This window comes from Janibacter indicus, assembly GCF_900176385.1.
Classification (GTDB): domain Bacteria; phylum Actinomycetota; class Actinomycetes; order Actinomycetales; family Dermatophilaceae; genus Janibacter; species Janibacter indicus.
Map to the genome: position 1 here is coordinate 330657 of NZ_FWXN01000002.1, position 16764 is coordinate 347420.

Annotated in this window: 15 protein-coding genes and 1 tRNA gene; 9 read left to right on the top strand and 7 right to left on the bottom strand. The window is 70.4% G+C overall.

The genetic code is table 11. The features are described from left to right. Nucleotides 1-6 precede the first annotated feature (6 nt). From B9B60_RS03390 to B9B60_RS03405, 4 genes are read right to left on the bottom strand one after another with little or no spacing between them, the layout of a single operon-like run. Nucleotides 7-1101 (bottom strand): ABC transporter ATP-binding protein, encoded by a 1095-nt coding sequence (locus tag B9B60_RS03390; RefSeq protein ID WP_068318986.1) that lies wholly within the window; start codon nt 1099-1101, stop codon nt 7-9. Nucleotides 1102-1109: 8 nt separating this feature from the next. Further along, complete coding sequence (locus tag B9B60_RS03395) at nt 1110-1961, bottom strand: sugar ABC transporter permease (protein WP_234993714.1); 852 nt, start codon at nt 1959-1961, stop codon at nt 1110-1112. After that, on the bottom strand, nt 1958-2965 hold the full coding sequence (locus B9B60_RS03400; RefSeq protein ID WP_234993715.1) for a carbohydrate ABC transporter permease: 1008 nt from the start codon (nt 2963-2965) through the stop codon (nt 1958-1960). The genes B9B60_RS03395 and B9B60_RS03400 overlap by 4 nt, the downstream gene beginning before the upstream one ends. Beyond that, entirely contained in the window at nt 2962-4269 is a 1308-nt protein-coding gene (locus tag B9B60_RS03405; protein WP_084449859.1) for an extracellular solute-binding protein, read from the bottom strand. The genes B9B60_RS03400 and B9B60_RS03405 overlap by 4 nt, the downstream gene beginning before the upstream one ends. Before the next feature lie 121 nt (nt 4270-4390). Here B9B60_RS03405 and B9B60_RS03410 point away from each other — a divergent pair, with 121 nt between their 5' ends. Genes B9B60_RS03410 through B9B60_RS03435 form a run of 6 tightly spaced genes read left to right on the top strand, consistent with a single transcriptional unit; the run spans nt 4391 to nt 9971 of the window. After that, the gene (locus tag B9B60_RS03410; RefSeq protein WP_084449860.1) at nt 4391-5410 is read left to right on the top strand and encodes a LacI family DNA-binding transcriptional regulator; all 1020 of its coding nucleotides are present in this window, start codon (nt 4391-4393) and stop codon (nt 5408-5410) included. Between the two features lie 44 nt (nt 5411-5454). Beyond that, complete coding sequence (locus tag B9B60_RS03415; RefSeq protein WP_084449861.1) at nt 5455-6489, top strand: 3-hydroxyisobutyryl-CoA hydrolase; 1035 nt, start codon at nt 5455-5457, stop codon at nt 6487-6489. Between the two features lie 53 nt (nt 6490-6542). After that, entirely contained in the window at nt 6543-7661 is a 1119-nt protein-coding gene (locus B9B60_RS03420) for an ABC transporter ATP-binding protein (protein ID WP_084449862.1), read from the top strand. Beyond that, on the top strand, nt 7658-8308 hold the full coding sequence (locus B9B60_RS03425) for an ABC transporter permease (RefSeq protein WP_084449863.1): 651 nt from the start codon (nt 7658-7660) through the stop codon (nt 8306-8308). The genes B9B60_RS03420 and B9B60_RS03425 overlap by 4 nt, the downstream gene beginning before the upstream one ends. Then, a complete protein-coding gene (locus B9B60_RS03430) occupies nt 8305-9033 on the top strand; it encodes an ABC transporter permease (protein WP_084449910.1) in 729 nt (242 codons plus the stop codon). Before B9B60_RS03425 ends, B9B60_RS03430 begins: the two co-directional genes overlap by 4 nt. Beyond that, nucleotides 9030-9971, top strand: a complete 942-nt coding sequence (locus B9B60_RS03435) for an ABC transporter substrate-binding protein (protein ID WP_084449864.1) — start codon at nt 9030-9032, stop codon at nt 9969-9971. The genes B9B60_RS03430 and B9B60_RS03435 overlap by 4 nt, the downstream gene beginning before the upstream one ends. Before the next feature lie 219 nt (nt 9972-10190). Here B9B60_RS03435 and B9B60_RS17755 read toward each other — a convergent pair whose 3' ends face one another. Next, nucleotides 10191-13943, bottom strand: coding sequence for a heterodisulfide reductase-related iron-sulfur binding cluster (locus tag B9B60_RS17755; RefSeq protein WP_084449865.1), 3753 nt, complete (start codon nt 13941-13943; stop codon nt 10191-10193). A gap of 256 nt (nt 13944-14199) precedes the next feature. Between B9B60_RS17755 and cysK the strand changes: the two genes are divergently transcribed. After that, complete coding sequence (gene cysK, locus B9B60_RS03445) at nt 14200-15126, top strand: cysteine synthase A (protein ID WP_084449866.1); 927 nt, start codon at nt 14200-14202, stop codon at nt 15124-15126. A 2-nt stretch (nt 15127-15128) separates the two neighbouring features. After that, on the top strand, nt 15129-15728 hold the full coding sequence (cysE, locus tag B9B60_RS03450; RefSeq protein WP_084449867.1) for a serine O-acetyltransferase: 600 nt from the start codon (nt 15129-15131) through the stop codon (nt 15726-15728). A 98-nt stretch (nt 15729-15826) separates the two neighbouring features. Here the strand turns inward: cysE and B9B60_RS03455 are convergent, their stop codons facing one another. Further along, nucleotides 15827-16168, bottom strand: a complete 342-nt coding sequence (locus B9B60_RS03455) for a hypothetical protein (protein ID WP_072625621.1) — start codon at nt 16166-16168, stop codon at nt 15827-15829. A gap of 91 nt (nt 16169-16259) precedes the next feature. On the opposite strand from B9B60_RS03455, the gene B9B60_RS03460 reads away from it, so the two are divergent. Next, nucleotides 16260-16349, top strand: a tRNA-Ser gene (locus tag B9B60_RS03460). 6 nt (nt 16350-16355) lie between these two features. On the opposite strand, the gene B9B60_RS03465 is transcribed toward B9B60_RS03460, so the two are convergent. After that, entirely contained in the window at nt 16356-16763 is a 408-nt protein-coding gene (locus B9B60_RS03465) for a DUF2177 family protein (RefSeq protein WP_072625620.1), read from the bottom strand. Nucleotide 16764: the final 1 nt, after the last annotated feature.

The following is a 16764-nucleotide window of genomic DNA, read 5'->3' on the forward strand; positions in this document are numbered from 1 at the left end:
ATCGGGTCAGGAGGGCAGCGCCTCGCCCGTGCTCGCGGAGAAGAGGTGCAGCCGGTCCTGCTGGATCCGCAGGTGGACCAGGCTGCCCTTCTCCGGGACGCTGCGCGGCGGGACCTTGGCGACGAGGTGCGGCGCGTGGAGCTCGCCGCCCACGAGGTTGCCGTAGAGGAAGGCCTCGGAGCCCAGCTCCTCGGCGACGAGCACCTCGATGGCCAGCGCGCCCTCGGTGCCCTGGCTCACCACCTCGACGGCCTCGGGGCGGAAGCCGAGCACGACCTCGTCCTCGGTGAGGGCCGCGATGGTCGCGCGGGACAGCGGGACCCTGGCGCCTCCCACGACCGCCGCGCCGTCGGTGACGCGGAAGGTCCCGAGGTTCATCGCCGGGGACCCGATGAAGCCGGCGACGAAGGCATTGGTCGGACGGTCGTAGAGCTCGAGCGGCGAGGCCGCCTGCTGCAGGACGCCGTCCTTGAGCACCGCGACGCGGTCGCCCATCGTCATCGCCTCGACCTGGTCGTGCGTGACGTAGACGGTCGTGACGCCGAGGCGCTGCTGGAGCGCCGCGATCTGCGTGCGGGTCTGGACGCGAAGCTTGGCGTCGAGGTTCGACAGCGGCTCGTCCATGAGGAAGACCTGCGGCTCGCGGACGATCGCCCGGCCCATCGCGACGCGCTGGCGCTGACCGCCGGAGAGGGCGGCCGGCTTGCGGTCGAGCAGGGGCTCGAGGTCGAGCACCTTTGCGGCCTCGGCGACGCGCGAGCGGATCTCGGACTTCGACACGCGAGCGATCTTCAGGGCGAAGCCCATGTTCTCCCCGACGGTGAGGTGCGGGTAGAGCGCATAGCTCTGGAAGACCATGGCGATGTCGCGGTCCTTCGGCGGCAGGTGCGTCACGTCCCGACCACCGACGTGGATCGAGCCGGAGGTCACGTCCTCGAGCCCGGCGAGCATGCGCAGGCTCGTGGACTTGCCGCACCCGGAGGGGCCGACGAGGACGAGGAACTCACCGGGGTCGATGTCGAGGTGGAGAGCGTCGACGGCGGGCGTGGTCGAGCCGGGGTAGACCCGGCTGGCGGAGTCGAAGAGGACGGGGGTGGACATCGGGGCTCCTATCCCTTGGTCCCACCAGCGGTGAGGCCGGCGACAAGGTGTTTCTGGGCGAAGTAGAAGACGAGCGACGCGGGGACCATGATGAGCACCGCTCCAGCGGTGAGCAGGTCCCACTGCGGGTTGTACTGCGGCACGAACTGCTGGAGCCCCGCACCGAGGGTCAGCTTCGAGTCGCTCAGCGTGAAGGCGATGGCGTAGGCCACCTCGCCCCACGCGGTGAGGAAGGTGTAGAAGGCGGTCACGGCCAGCCCCGGCCTGGCGAGCGGCAGGACGACGTGCCAGAAGGTCGCGAAGGGGCCCAGGCCGTCGAGAGCCGCTGCCTCGTCGAGGTCGCGGGGGATCGTGTCGAAGTACCCCCGGAGCATCCAGGTGCAGAAGGGGACGGCGACCGAGCAGTAGGCGATGACGAGCGACAGCTTGGTGTCGATGAGCCCGAGGTTGGCCATGATCGTGTAGATCGGCACGATGAGAATCGCGACGGGGAACATCTGCGTCACGAGGAAGAGCCACATGAGCCCGCGCTTGCCGGGGAAGTTGAAGCGGCTCAACGCGTACCCGGCGGTGGCGGACATCGCCAGGCCGAAGACCATCGTCAGCCCGGCCACGACGATCGAGTTGAGGAACCACGTCGGGAAGCTCGTCTCGAGGAGCACGCGGCGGTAGTTGTCGAGGCTCGGCTGGTCGAAGAGGGTGATCCGGCTCGACTGGATGGCGCTCCTCGGCTTGAGCGAGGACAGGAAGACCCAGACGACGGGGAAGAGCGCGATGACGGTGGCGGTGATGAGGGTGGCGTGCAGCGCGATCGATGCACCGACGCTCCGCTGCCCGCGACCGCGGGGACGACGACTCACCAGACCTCTCCCTTCTTGCTGAGGATGCGGCGGTAGATGCCGGCGTAGACGATGAGCATCGAGAGGATGAGCACGCCATAGGTCGCCGCGAGCGAGTAGTTGCGCAGGCCCTCGAAGGCCGCGCGGAAGGCCCCGGTCACGAGGATCTCGGTCTCGCCGGCGGGCTCTCCACCGGTGACGAAGAAGATGATCGGGAACATGTTGAAGGTCCAGATGGTGCCGAGCAGGATGACCGTTGAGCTGACGGGTCGCAGGCCGGGCAGGGTCACGTCGCGGAAGCGCTGCCACGGCGTGGCTCCGTCCATCTCGGCCGCCTCGTAGAGGTCGGCGGGGATGGACTGCAGCCCGCCGAGCAGGGCGACCATCATGAAGGGCACACCGAGCCAGACATTGGTGACGATGGCGGCGAACATCGCGGTCCAGCGGTGGTTGAACCAGTCGACGGGGTCGAGCCCGATGCCGCTCAGCGTGGAGTTGATGATCCCGAAGCGCGGGTTGAAGAGGAACTTCCACGCGAAGGCGCTGACGAAGGCGGGCACGGCCCACGGGACGATGAGCAGCACGCGGTAGAGCGAGCGCCCGCGGAAGTTGCGGTTGAGCAGGACGGCGAGACCGAGTCCGACGAGGTAGTGCAGGGCGACGCACGAGGCGGTCCACACGACGGTGTTGACGAAGAGCATCCAGAAGTTGCCCTGGCCGCCGGTGAGGAGCTCGACGTAGTTGTGCAGACCGACCCAGTGCGCTGAGTCAGGGTTGTCGACGCACTCCTGGCCGCCGCCGAGCGTCTTCGTGCAGACGACGTCGCGGTTGTTGGACTCGTTGAGGTTCGTGAAGGACTGGTAGATGCCCTGCAGCAGCGGGGCGATGACGAGCACCCCGAGAACGAGGACGGTGGGCAGGACCATCGCCCACGCGTACCAGTGCTTGTCGAGGAGCTGACGGACCCGGCCCCGAGGGGCGGAGCCCGACTCGAGGTCGGGCTCCGCGGTGATCGACGAGGTCACGGCAGCTCGTAATCCGGGACGACGTCGGACTTGTACGTCTTCGCCGTCGCGTCGAGCGTGCTCGAGACGTCGTCGCCCTTGACGAGGGTCTTCGTCGCCATCGCGTCGAGCGGCGTGAAGAAGAGGCCGCCCTCGGGGATCCACGGGCGGGGCTTGGAGACCTTGAGCGGCTCCTCCCATGCCGTCACCTGCGCGTTGTCCTTGACGAGCTCGTAGGCCTTCTCGCTCGTCGGCAGCAGGCCGAGCTCGTCGGCGATGTAGGCCTGCGACTCCGGCGAGCTCATGTACTCGATGAAGGCGGTGGCCGCGTCGGCCTTCTTCTCGTCCAGGCCCGAGTAGACGACGTAGTTGTGACCGCCCACGGGGGAGCCGGCCCCCTTCGAGCCAGCCGGGACCGGGGCGATGCCGAGGTTCTTCGTGCCTCCGAAGCCCGGGTCCTTGATGATGTTCGCGACCTCCCACGGACCGTTCATGATCATCCCGACCTTGCCCTCCTTGAAGAGGGTCATCATCGTCCCGTAGGCGTCGTTGGCGTCCGGCTTCGGCGCCGCGCCGGAGTCGATGAGGTCGACGGCGGTCTTGATGCCCGCCTTGTTCTCGTCCGACCCCACGAGGATCTGCTTCTTCTCGTCGTCGACGAGGTCACCCCCTTCGCCGTACATGAAGGGGAGCACGAAGTACCCGGCGCTGTTGAGGTAGATGCCGTCGACACCGGCCTTGTCCTTGAGCTTCTTCGAGGCCTCCTCGACCTCCTGCCAGGTGGTCGGGGGCTTGTTGATGCCCGCCTCCTTGAAGAGCTTCTTGTTGTACATGAGGCCGAGCGTGTCGGTGACCTGCGGGACGCCGTAGGTCTTGCCCTTGTAGACGTTCGAGGACAGCGGCGTCTCGAGGAAGTCCTTGTCCTCGAGCAGGGAGGTGCCGTCGAGGGCGTAGAGGTGGCCGGCGGCGGCGAACTCCGGGACCCAGGCGACCTCGGCCCGCATGACGTCCGGTGCGCCCTCCCCGGCCTCGGCCGCGGTCTTGAACTTGTTCTGCGCGTCGGCGAAGGGGACGGACTGGTACTTGATCTTGACGTTCGGGTACTTCTTGTTGAAGCGCTTGATGAGGTCCTTGAAGACCGGCGCCTCGTTGGTGGGGTCTGAGGTGTCCCACCACGTCAGCTCGGCCTTGAGCGTGGCCGGGTCGACCTCGGCCTGGCTCTTCGACGACGAGTCGCTCCCGCTGGTGCCGCTCCCACCGCAGGCGGTGAGGGCGAGGGCGAGAGCGCCGGCAGCAGCGGTGATGCCGGGCAACGAACGACGCATGGCGTGCTCCTTGGAGAGGTGGCGAAGGGTGAACCCGTGAAGGGCGTTATCGGAACCTAGCAAGGTCTTGCATGATTTGGAAGACCTTGCGCAAGTCGTGAAAGAGGTGTTCGATGCACCCATGGGCACCCTGTCGAACATCGCCGCTCAGGCCGGCGTCAGCGAGGCAACCGTCAGTCGCGTGCTCAACGGCAAGTCGGGGGTGAGCGAGTCGTCGCGGCAGTCGGTGCTCACCGCGCTCGACATCCTCGGCTTCGAGCGGCCGGCCAAGCTGCGTCGCAGGAGCGGTGGCCTCGTCGGGCTCGTCGTCCCGGAGCTCGACAACCCGGTCTTCCCCGCCTTCGCCCAGGTCATCGAGGACGGCCTCGCCCGGCGCCGGTACACGCCCGTGCTCTGCACCCAGTCGCCCGGCGGCATCTCGGAGGACGAGTACGTCGAGTCGCTCCTCGACCACGGCGTCGCCGGCATCATCTTCGTCTCGGGGCGGCACGCGGACACGACGGCCGACCACGAGCGCTACCGCAGCCTCGTCGCGCGCGGGATGCCCGTCGCCTTCATCAACGGCTTCGTCGACGACATCGACGTCCCCTTCTTCTCGACCGACGACGAGGACGCGATGGCGCTCGCGGTCGCGCACCTCGCGCAGCTCGGGCACCGTCGCATCGGGCTCGCTACGGGGCCGCGGCGCTACGTGCCCTCGATCCGCAAGCTCGCCGGCTTCACCAGCGCTCTGCAGCGGCACCTCGGACTGTCCGCGGAGGAGGCCTCCGAGTGGGTCGACGAGGGACTCTTCACCGTCGAGGGCGGCGCCGCCGCCGCCCGGAGCCTCGTCGAGCGCGGCGCCACCGGGCTCGTGTGCGCCTCCGACCTCATGGCGATCGGCGCCATCCGCGAGGTGCGCGACATGGGCCTCTCGGTCCCCGAGGACGTCTCGGTCGTCGGCTTCGACGACTCGACGATGGTCGGCTTCCTCGACCCTCCGCTCACGACCGTCCGGCAACCGGTCCAGGGGCTCGGCGCGGCGGCGGTCGCCGCCCTCTCCGACGCGATCGGTGGCGAGCCGATCCCGGCCAAGGAGTACATGTTCAAGCCCGAGCTCGTCGTCCGGGCGTCCACCGCGGCCGCGCCGGCCAGGAGCTGACCCGGTTGAGATCGACCGGGCGGGCCTGTGCCAAGGTTTCGCCCATGTCTGACTTCGCTCCCGGGCCCACCGGCACCGACGAGGTGCTCTTCGCCGTCGAGGGGTCCCTCGGCAGGGTGCTGCTCAACCGCCCTCGGGCCATCAACTCGCTGACCCGCGACATGGTGCGCGCGATGTCCGAGCGGCTCGTGGCGTGGGCCGACGACGACGCCGTCGCCGCGGTCTCCCTCGAGGGCGCGGGCGAGCGCGGGCTGTGTGCGGGCGGCGACGTGCGCCAGGTGCGGGAGGCGCACCTCGCGGGCACCAGTGGGGGAGTGGACTTCTGGGCCGACGAGTACTCGCTCGACGCGCAGATCGCCGAGTACCCCAAGCCCGTCATCGCCGTCATGGACGGCATCGTCATGGGCGGCGGGCTCGGCATCTCGATGTTTGCCACGGCGCGCTGGGCCACCGAGCGGTCGCGGATCGCGATGCCCGAGACCGTCATCGGCTTCTTCCCCGACGTCGCCGCGACCTACCGGCTCTCGCGCGCCCCGGGCGAGACGGGCACGCACGTCGCGCTCACCGGCACGACCGTGACGGGCGCCGACGCCGTCCACCTCGGCCTCGCCGACGCCGTCGTCGACTCCGCCCGTGTACCCGAGCTGCTCGCGGCCGTCGCTGCCCGTGGCCCGGTCGAGCCGGTCCCCTCCGGTGCGACGAAGGGGGACGGCTCGGCGATCCGCTCCGCCCGGCCGTGGATCGACGAGTGCTATGCCGGCGACGACGCCGCGGCCGTCGTCGAGCGACTCCGCGCGCACCCGGACCCGGCGGCCCGTGCTGCCGGTGAGGAGATCTCCCTTCGCTCCCCGCTGTCGGTGGCCGTGACGCTGGAGGCGCTGCGCCGGGCCGCCGACGCGGGCTCCGTGCGCGAGGTGCTCGCGACGGACACCGTCATCGCCCGCGGGATGCTCGCCCGGCCCGACTTCAGCGAAGGGGTGCGCGCCCAGCTCGTCGACCGCGACCGGCAGCCGCGGTGGGAGCACGCGTCCGTCGCGGAGGTGCCGCGCTCCCAGGTGCTGGACGTCTTCTCGGGTTAGGTTTGTCCCGTCCGTAGGATGATCTCCTACACGATCGATGGGACTGGTGCCGGATGATTCGGCTGGACGGCGTGACCAAGCAGTACCCCGACGGCACGGTCGCCGTCGACGACCTGAGCCTCACCGCGCCGGACCGGGCGATCACCGTCCTCGTCGGCCCCTCCGGGTGCGGCAAGACCACCACCCTGCGGATGATCAACCGGATGATCGAACCGACCGCGGGGTCGGTGACGATCGACGGCCAGGACGTCCTGGCGATGGACGCCGCGCAGCTGCGCCGGGGCATCGGCTACGTCATCCAGCACGGTGGCCTCTTCCCGCACCACACGGTCGAGCGCAATGTCGCGGCCGTCCCGCTCCTGCTCGGCACCGCGAAGAAGACCGCGATCTCCCGGGCCCGTGAGCTGCTCGAGCTCGTCGGTCTCGACCCGGCCCTCGGCCGGCGCTACCCCAGCCAGTTGTCGGGCGGCCAGCAGCAGCGCGTCGGGGTCGCCCGCGCGCTCGCCGCCGACCCGCCGGTCATGCTCATGGACGAACCCTTCAGCGCCGTCGACCCCGTGGTCCGCGAGCAGCTGCAGGACGAGTTCCTGCGGCTGCAGGGCGAGCTCGGCAAGACGATCGTCATGGTCACCCACGACATCGACGAGGCGATCAAGCTCGGCGACCACGTCGCCGTGCTGCGTGTCGGTGGGCGGATCGCCCAGCTGGCCCGACCGCACGAGCTGCTCGCCCACCCGGCCGACGGCTTCGTCGCCGACTTCCTCGGACGCGACCGCGGGTACCGCGCGCTGGGCTTCGAGCGGGCGAGCATCCCGCTGCACGACGAGCCGACCGTGGCGCTGGGCTCGGGTGTCGGCGATGCGGCCGCCCGCGCCGGCAACGACGGGTGGGTGCTCGTCATCGACGACCGACGCCGCCCCCAGGGCTGGGCGCGACCGGCCGACCTCGGTGACGGGGTGGTCGACAAGACCTCGCTCGCCCTGGGTGGCACGCTCGCTCGGGTCGACGGGCCACTGCGCGCCGCCCTCGATGCGGCCCTGTCCTCGCCGAGCCGCCGCGGGGTCGTCGTCGACGGCGACGGTGCCCTGGCCGGCACCTGCCGGGCCACCGAGGTCCTCTCCGTCATCGAGGCCCAGGAGCGGCCCCACGACCCGGGCGGCGCGACACCATGAGCTGGATCCTCGACCACCTCGACGACGTCCTCGCGCTCACCCTGCGGCACACGTGGCTCGCCGGTCTGCCCCTGCTGCTCGGCCTGCTCGTCGCGCTGCCTCTCGGCTGGCTGGCGCACCGCAGCCCGCGCCTGCGTGGTGGCGTCATCGTCGCGGCGGGGCTGCTCTACACCGTGCCGTCGTTGGCGCTCTTCGTCCTCATGCCGCTCGTGCTGGGCACCGGCATCCTCGACCCGATCAATGTCGTCGTCGCCATGACGATCTACACCGTCGCGCTGCTCGTGCGCTCGGTCGTCGACGGTCTGGGCTCGGTGCCCGAGGAGGTCGAGCGGTCGGCGACGGCGATGGGCTACACGCCGGTGCGCCGGTTCTTCGGCGTCGAGCTGCCCCTCGCCGTGCCGGTCATCGCGGCCGGCCTGCGGGTCGCCGCGGTCAGCAATGTCTCGATCGTCTCGATCGCCTCGCTCATCGGCGTCAGCCAGCTCGGTGACCTGCTCGTCGACGGCTACAACCGGGCGATCGGCGGCGAGCTGCTCGCCGGCATCGCCGGGTGCATCCTGCTCGCCCTCGTCCTCGACATCGCGATCCGGCTCCTCGAGCGTGCCCTCACCCCGTGGCGGCGGGCGCGGGAGGGGAGCGCGGCATGATCGGGTCCATCCTCGAGTGGCTGACGAGTGCCGACGCGTGGTCGGGAGCCGACGGGATCCTCGCGCGGCTGCTCGAGCACGTGGGCTACACCCTGCTCGTGCTCGTCATCGCCGCGGCCATCGCCATCCCCGTCGGCCTGTGGATCGGGCACTCCGGCCGTGGCCGGTGGCTCGTCACCGCGGCCAACGCCCTGCGCGCCGTGCCGACCCTCGGCCTGCTCTTCGCCCTCACCCTCGTCCTGCTGCCCCGACTGCCGGGCGACGCCGCCTTCCTCGTCCCGAGCGTCATCGTCCTCGTGCTCCTGGCGATCCCCGCGATCCTCTCCGGCACCTACGCCGGGGTCGAGGCCGTCGACCCCGCCGCCCGCGACGCCGCCCGCGGCATCGGCATGACCGGCAGCCAGGTGCTGTGGAAGGTCGAGCTGCCCATCGCCCTGCCCCTGCTCCTGTCCGGCCTGCGGGCCGCGGTGCTCCAGGTTGTCGCCACGGCGACCGTCGCCGCCTACGTCGGCCTGGGCGGCCTCGGCCGCTTCCTCATCGACGGGCTGGCCACACAGGACTACGCGATGACCGCCGGCGGCGCGATCCTCGTGGCCCTCCTCGCGCTGGCGCTGGACGCCCCCTTCGCCCTGCTGGGCCGGGTCGTCGTCTCGCCGGGACTCACCGGCCGCACCCGCTCCCTTCGTCCCTCGTCCGACCCCATCACCGCTGGAGGAACCCCATGACCCCGACCATCCGCGTGCCCCGTCGTGCCCGCGTCGCCGCGCTGTCCCTGACCATGGTCGGAGCCCTCGGGCTGACCGCGTGCGGTGGCGGCGGCGACCCGCTCGCCAGCTCCTCGTCGTCGGGCGAAGGGGGTGACGCCGGCGGTGGCGTCGTCGTGGGGTCCGCGGACTTCTCCGAGTCGATCCTGCTCGCCCACATCTACGCCGGCGCGCTCGAGGCCGACGGCGTGGAGGCCTCGACCAAGACCGGCATCGGCTCCCGCGAGGTCTACCTCAAGGCGCTCGAGGAGGGCTCCGTCGACGTCGTGCCGGAGTACACCGGCAACCTCGCGCTCTACTACGACAAGAAGTTCGCCGAGACCGACCCCGACAAGACCTACGACGGGCTCACCGAGGTGCTGCCTGACGGGCTGGCGGTCCTGGACAAGTCCGAGGCCGAGGACAACGACTCCATCGTCGTCACGAAGGAGACCGCGGACTCGCAGGACCTGAAGACGCTCGAGGACCTCACCGACGCGGCCGGGGAGATGACGCTCGGTGCGCCGTCGGAGTTCAAGACCCGCGCCCAGGGCATCCCGGGTCTGAAGAAGACCTACGACATCGAGTTCCAGAGCTTCCGTCCGCTCAAGCCCGGGCAGGCCACCAACGGCGCGCTCAAGAACGGTCAGATCGATGCGGCCAACATCTTCAGCACCGACCCGGCGATCGTCGAGAACGACTTCGTCGTCCTCGAGGACACCAAGAAGCTCTTCGGCAGCCAGAACGTCGTGCCGCTGGTGCGCGAGGACTCGCAGGAGCAGGTGGCCGAGACGCTCGACGAGGTCTCCGCGAAGCTGACGACCGAAAAGCTGCAGGAGCTGCTCAAGCGCACCGACATCGACAAGGAGGACCCGGACAAGGTGGCCGCGGACTTCCTCAAGGAGGAGGGCCTCGACTGAGCACGCCAGTCTGTTCGGCCACGGGGGCGGGCCACCGGCGCGGGTGTGGCTGACGGCGGTGATGCCACCTGGCGTCGTTGGTGTCACCTGGTTGTCCCTCTGCGGGTGACCAAGCGGCACCAACGACGCCGGGTCAGGGCGGCGCCTGGCCCGCCGACATGACGAAGGGGGCTGCGCACCGTGGTGCGCAGCCCCCTTCGTCGCGTGAGCGTCCTGAGGTCACTCCCAGGAGGGGTTGGCGTTCTTCTTCGCCAGCTCCGAGAGGTCACTGTCGCCAGCCGGTGCCTCGGGGGCCTGCGCTGCGACCTCCTCGGCCTCCTCGGCCTCCTGCGCCGGCTCCTCGGCGACCGGCTCGGCCGGTGCCTCGGTCTCGGCGACCGGTGCCTCGGTCTCGGCCGAGGACTCGGCAGCCGTCGCCTCCGCGGCGGGCTCTGCAGCGGCAGGTGCCTCGACTGAGGGGGCGGCCGCGATGCCCGTCTCCCACGAGGGAGCGGCGTTCTTGGCCGCGAGGTCGCTGTCACCGGTCGCCGCCGGGGCGGCGGGAGCGGTGTCCTCGGCGACCGGGGTCGCCTCGGCGGCGGGTGCCTCCGACTCCTCGGCAGCAGGCGTGGCCTCGACCTCGGCGGGTGCCTCGGTGGTGGTGGGTGCCGCGGCCTCGGCAGGTGCCTCGGTGGTGGCCGGAGCCTCTGCCGCGGAGGTGGCAGCAGCAGCCGGGGCGGCAGCCGCGGCGCCGGTCTCCCACGAGGGAGCGGCGTTCTTGGCAGCCAGGTCACTGTCACCGGTCGCCGCCGGAGCCGCGGCGGGAGCAGCGGCCTCGGCAGCCGGTGCGGAGTCCGCAGCGGTCTCCTGCGTGACCTCGGCGGTCTCGGCGGCCGGTGCCTCCTCGGAGGCAGACTCCGTGGCCGACTCGGCGGGCGCCGCAGCCGGGGTTGCAGCAGCACCGGTCTCCCAGGACGGGGCGGCGTTCTTCGCGGCGACCGAGTCGTTGGCAGCCGCAGCCTCGGGCGCCTCGGCCTTCGGCTCCTCGGCCTTGGGCTCCTCGGCGGCCGTCGTGGCAGCGCCCGTCTCCCACGACGGGGCGGCGTTCTTCTCTGCAGCCGAACCGGTCTCCCACGACGGGGCGGCGTTCTTCTCTGCAGCCGAACCGGTCTCCCACGACGGGGCGGCGTTCTTCTCAGCAGCCGAACCCGTCTCCCAGGAGGGGGCCGCGTTCTTCTCAGCAGCCGAACCCGTCTCCCAGGAGGGAGCCGCGTTCTTGTCCGCGGCGGTGCTCTCGGCGGGGGCCTCGGACTTCTCCTCGGCGGCCGGGGCCGCAGCACCGGTCTCCCACGACGGCGCGGCGTTCTTCTCGGCAGCCGAACCAGTCTCCCAGGAGGGAGCCGCGTTCTTGTCCGCGGCGGTGGACGCGGCCGCGGCCGTACCCGCTGCAGCAGCAGTGCCACCGGCAGCGTCGCCGGTCTCCCAGGAGGGAGCGGCGTTCTTGTCGGCGGCGGTCGTCGGCTCGTCGGTCGGAGCCTCCGCCTGCTTCGCCTCGGCGGGGGCAGGCGCAGCCTGCGTCGAGGTCTCCTCGGTGGCCTCCGCGGGCGCGGCGGCGGGGGCGCCCTTCGCCTCGACCGGGGCGGCCTCCTTGACCGACGCGAGCAGCATCTGCGCGACGTCGACGACCTCGATGTCCTCGGAGGCGCCCTCGGACTGCTTGGCCGTCAGGCCGTCGGTGAGCATGACGCGGCAGAAGGGGCAGCCGACGGCGATCCTGTCGGCGCCGGTTGCGATGGCCTCCTCGGTGCGGTTGAGGTTGATCCGCGAGCCGAGCTGCTCCTCCATCCACATGCGGGCACCACCGGCGCCGCAGCAGAAGGACTTCTCCTTGGACCGCTCCATCTCCTTGAGCTCGACACCCGGCAGGGCCGAGATGAGCTCACGCGGCGGGGCGTAGACGTTGTTGTGCCGACCCAGGTAGCAGGGGTCGTGGTAGGTCACCGACGGGCCGGTGGACGCGACGTCCTTGTTGCTGGACTTGCGGCTGCCCTCGGGGCGGTTGACTGGGACGATCTTCTTCTCGCGGACGAGGCGGTTGAGCAGCTGCGTGTGGTGCAGCACCTCGTACTTGCCGCCGAGCTGCGGGTACTCGTTCTTGATCGTGTTGAAGCAGTGCGCGCAGGTGACGACGATCTTGGTCGCGCCGAGCTCGTTGAGCGTCTCGACGTTCTGCTCCGCGAGCATCTGGAAGAGCACCTCGTTGCCCGCGCGGCGAGCGGAGTCACCGGTGCAGGTCTCGCCGTTGCCGAGGACCGCGAAGTCCACGCCAGCGTGGTCGAAGAGCTCGGCCACCGCGCGCGTCGTCTTCTTGGCGCGGTCCTCGTAGGCGCCGGCGCAGCCGACCCAGAAGAGGTAGTCGACGTCGTCGGCCGACTCGACGTCCTCGCCGAGGACCTTGACGGAGAAGGGGAGGTCCTTCGCCCAGTCCATGCGCGCCTTGGCGCCCATGCCCCAGGGGTTGCCCTTGGACTCCAGCTTCTTGAACAGGCCCCCGAGCTCGCTCGGGAAGGCCGACTCGATGAGGTTCTGGTAGCGACGCATGTCGACGATGTGGTCGACGTGCTCGATGTCGACGGGGCACTGCTCGACGCAGGCGCCGCAGGTGGTGCACGACCACAGGACGTCCTCGTCGATGACCGCGTCGGGGCCGTGCGGGTTGTAGGCCGACAGCGGGTGGTCGATGTCGTAGCCGGTCTGGCCGACGAGCGACATCTCACCCCAGTTGATCGCGTCCGGCTCGGCCGTCGCGACGGCGCCCTCGGCCTGGGCGGCCTCGGCGCCACCGAAGGCGACGGCACCGTCGGCGGTCTGACCCTTGGCGGCGCTCGCCGGGGTGTAGACGCCCGAGACGCCCTGTGCCGCAGCGAGGTAGGGCGCCTTGGCGTGCGCGTGGTCGCGCAGCGTCATCATGAGCAGCTTGGGGGAGAGGGGCTTCTCGGTGTTCCAGGCGGGGCACTGGCTCTGGCAGCGGCCGCACTCGGTGCAGGTGGAGAAGTCGAGCAGGCCCTTCCACGTGAAGTCCTCGACCTTGCCGACGCCGAGGGTGGAGTCCTCCTCCATCTCCTCCATGACCTCCATGGAGAAGGGCTTGCCGTCGACGAGCATCGGCTGCAGCTCACCCAGGGAGGTGCGGCCGTCGGCGTGACGCTTGAAGTAGATGTTGAAGAAGGCGAGGAAGCGGTGCCACGCGACACCCATCGTCGGGTTGATCGAGATGGTGATCATCCAGGCGTACGAGATGAGCAGCTTGATCAGCGCGACGACGACGATGCCCGCCTCGAGCGCGTCGACCGACATGCCCTCGAAGAGCGAGCCCAGCCAGCCCGTCAGCGGGAAGTGCAGGAGCGAGGCGTGGTCGGCCTCGCCGGTGTTGAGCAGGAGCGCCCGCTCCAGGCCGCGCAGCAGGGCGATGCAGATGCCCACGCCGAGGATCGTCAGCTCGACGTAGTAGGCCTGCCAGAAGGTCGAGCCGAAGAAGCGGGACGTGCGGCCCTCGTCACCCGCAGCCGAGCGCGGGTGGTTCTTCTGACGGATGACCATCAGCATGACGATCGTGATGATGCCCGTCATCGCGAAGAGCTCGGTGATCCACTCGTAGAGGAAGAAGTGGCCGATGAGCGGCAGCACGAAGTGCGGGTCGAAGAGCTGGACCGTCGCCTGCACCAGCGTCAGGAAGAGGACGCCGAAGGAGACCATCGTGACCCAGTGCGCGATCGCCACGATGGGCAGTCGCGACATGCGGGTGTGTCCGAGGAACTCCCGCAGCAGCGTCGCCGTGCGGGCGCCGGGCTGGCCCGTGCGCTCCTTGGCCGGCGTCGACGCTCCGAGCTTGAAGACGGTGACGAAGTGCTTGACGGCTCGAGCGAGCAGGCCCCATCCGACGATGGTGATCCCGACCCCGAGGATGATCGCGACGATCTGGAGGGCAGACATGGGGCCGAGTCTAGGACTCGGGCCCTGTGTCGACAGCACCGCAGAGGTGCGTCACTCGTCACCTGAGGGTACCCTCACCGCCCCCGTCGCGGCCTCGGACGAAGGGGGGAGCCGCCCCCTTCGTCTCGTGGCGGTGAGACCCGCTTGCACCAATAGATAACGCGGTGTTGGAATATCCATAACATCGCGTTCGTTGTCGCGGACGTGCCCGCCGCAGTGACCGCGGCATCTCGACTCCCGAAGGGAAGGACCCGCGTTGCCCATCTACGAAGACGCCACCAAGCTCGTCGGCCGGACTCCGCTCGTGCGGATCAACCGCATCATCGACTCCGAGGCCACCGTCGCCGCGAAGCTCGAGTTCTACAACCCGGCCAGCTCGGTCAAGGACCGCATCGGTGCCGCGATCATCGACGCGGCGGAGGCCTCCGGTGACCTCAAGCCCGGCGGCACGATCGTCGAGGCGACCTCGGGCAACACGGGCATCGCCCTGGCCATGGTCGGCGCGGCCCGCGGCTACAAGGTCGTTCTCGCCATGCCGGAGACCATGTCCAAGGAGCGCCGGGCGCTCCTGCGCGCCTACGGTGCTGAGCTCGTCCTCACCGAGGGCGCCAAGGGGATGAAGGGCGCGGTCGAGAAGGCCGAGGAGATCGCCGCCGAGCGCGGCGCCGTCCAGGCGAAGCAGTTCGCCAACGCCGCCAACCCGGCCATCCACGAGAAGACCACTGGTCCGGAGATCTGGGAGGACACCGACGGTGAGGTCGACATCCTCATCTCCGGCATCGGCACCGGCGGCACCATCACCGGCGCCGGCCGCTACCTGCGCTCGCAGAAGTCGGACATCCAGATCATCGCGGTCGAGCCGGCCGAGTCCCCGATCCTCAACGGTGGCGCCCCCGGCCCGCACAAGATCCAGGGCCTGGGTGCCAACTTCGTGCCCGAGATCCTCGACACCGAGATCTACGACGAGGTCATCGACATCGACGCCCCGACGGCTATGGACTGGGCGCGTCGGTCGGCCACCGACGAGGGTCTGCTCGTCGGCATCTCCTCCGGCGCCGCCTTTGCGGCGGCGGACCAGGTGGCCCGCAGGCCGGAGAATGCCGGCAAGACGATCGTCGTCATCATCCCGAGCTTCGGCGAGCGTTACCTCTCCACCCCGCTCTTCGAGGGGCTCCTCGACTGACCGTGGCCACCCACCTGCCGATCCGCGCCACGATCCGTGAGGATCTCGCCGCGGCCATGGAGCGCGACCCCGCCGCGACCTCGCGGTGGGTCGTGCTCCTGACCTCTGCCGGGCTGCACGCCATCTGGCTGCACCGCATCGCCCACCGCTGGTGGGTGCGCCCCGGCGGGAAGTGGCCCGCGCGCCTGCTCGCCTACGTCTCGCGTTCCCTCACCGGCATCGAGATCCACCCGGGTGCCCACATCGGGCGCCGCTTCTTCATCGACCACGGGATGGGTGTCGTCATCGGCGAGACGGCGGTCGTCGGCGACGACGTCATGCTCTTCCACGGCGTCACTCTCGGCGGCACCTCGGGTCGGCGGGTCAAGCGCCACCCGACGCTCGGCGACAAGGTCATGGTCGGCGCGGGCGCCAAGATCCTCGGCGACGTCCACGTCGGCAGCAACGTCAAGGTCGGCGCCAACTCCGTCGTCGTCAAGGACGTGCCGACCGGCGCCGTCGCGACAGGCATCCCGGCGCGCTACCGCTTCCCGGCGCTCGAGGGCACCCCGGAGCTGTCGCCGCAGGAGCTGCTCTACGCGGACCCGGCGCTCTTCATCTGAGGCCGCTCGCCGGTCCCTGAGGTGCGAGCGCCAGCGAGCCTCGAAGGGAGGGGACCCACCGATCACCGGTGGGTCCCCTCCCTTCGTCGTGTCGCGGGTCAGGCGGGGGTCGGGCCCTCGCCGAGCGGGTAGGTCGACGGGCCCTGGGGGTCCGCGGCGACGCCGCTCGGGACGTCGCGGGTGGGGTCGCCCTTGATCTTGCTGGCGCCCTCACGCATCTTGTCGCCGGCGACGGAGGCGGCGGTGCTCACCGCGTCGAGCGCCGCGGGGGCGGCCTTGGTCTTGGCGGCGTGCTTGGCGGTGGCCACCTGTTGCTGCACCGGCTGCGACTGCCAGGCCTTTGCGGCGCCGGAGCGGATCTGCTCGTAGCGCTGACGACCGGCCCGGGCGCCGAGCACGTACCCGGCGGCGGCACCGAGGAGGAAGGAGATCTTCGACATGGGAGTCCTTTCGATCTGGTGGTCGCTTCACCGCCGACACTACCCACACTGGCATGGCCTACCGTGGACTCGCCCGCGGTGCCGTGGGCGAGGAGGGCTCGCATAGTGGCCTAGTGCGGCGGTCTTGAAAACCGCTATGGCGGCAACGTCATCGTGGGTTCGAATCCCACGCCCTCCGCCAGCTGCCTCAGCGCAGGGCCCGGACCCGGCGGGCGACGACGAAGGTCAGCCCGCACGTCGCCGCCGTACCAACGGTGCCCCACGCCAGGTCGTAGAGGACCGAGCCCGAGGGGTAGCCGTCGAGGACGGCGAGGTTGGTGAGGTTCCACGTCGCGTAGGCGACCAGCCCCAGGACGGCACCGTTGAGCACGGCCGTGACCCAGGACCCCTGCGCCAGGGCCGGGGTGATCGCCAGCCACACCATGCCGAAGACGTAGATCGCGTAGAAGGCGAGGGCCGCCACCATGTTCGGCGAGTCCGCGAGCCAGTCGCCCAGGTGCTCTTCGTAGACGGGCCGGGCGATGACGCCGAGCCAGAGGTAGTCCAGGACCCCGAAGATCACCGCGGCCACGACGTACCGCCCGAGCCATGCCATG

Coding starts and splice junctions, on each gene's coding strand:
- B9B60_RS03390 (WP_068318986.1), bottom strand. CDS start 1,101: ATGTCCACCCCCGTCCTCTTCGACTCCGCCAGCCGGGTCTACCCCGGC.
- B9B60_RS03405 (WP_084449859.1), bottom strand. CDS start 4,269: ATGCGTCGTTCGTTGCCCGGCATCACCGCTGCTGCCGGCGCTCTCGCC.
- B9B60_RS03410 (WP_084449860.1), top strand. CDS start 4,391: ATGGGCACCCTGTCGAACATCGCCGCTCAGGCCGGCGTCAGCGAGGCA.
- B9B60_RS03415 (WP_084449861.1), top strand. CDS start 5,455: ATGTCTGACTTCGCTCCCGGGCCCACCGGCACCGACGAGGTGCTCTTC.
- B9B60_RS03420 (WP_084449862.1), top strand. CDS start 6,543: ATGATTCGGCTGGACGGCGTGACCAAGCAGTACCCCGACGGCACGGTC.
- B9B60_RS03425 (WP_084449863.1), top strand. CDS start 7,658: ATGAGCTGGATCCTCGACCACCTCGACGACGTCCTCGCGCTCACCCTG.
- B9B60_RS03430 (WP_084449910.1), top strand. CDS start 8,305: ATGATCGGGTCCATCCTCGAGTGGCTGACGAGTGCCGACGCGTGGTCG.
- B9B60_RS03435 (WP_084449864.1), top strand. CDS start 9,030: ATGACCCCGACCATCCGCGTGCCCCGTCGTGCCCGCGTCGCCGCGCTG.
- B9B60_RS17755 (WP_084449865.1), bottom strand. CDS start 13,943: ATGTCTGCCCTCCAGATCGTCGCGATCATCCTCGGGGTCGGGATCACC.
- B9B60_RS03455 (WP_072625621.1), bottom strand. CDS start 16,168: ATGTCGAAGATCTCCTTCCTCCTCGGTGCCGCCGCCGGGTACGTGCTC.
- B9B60_RS03465 (WP_072625620.1), bottom strand. CDS start 16,763: ATGGCATGGCTCGGGCGGTACGTCGTGGCCGCGGTGATCTTCGGGGTC.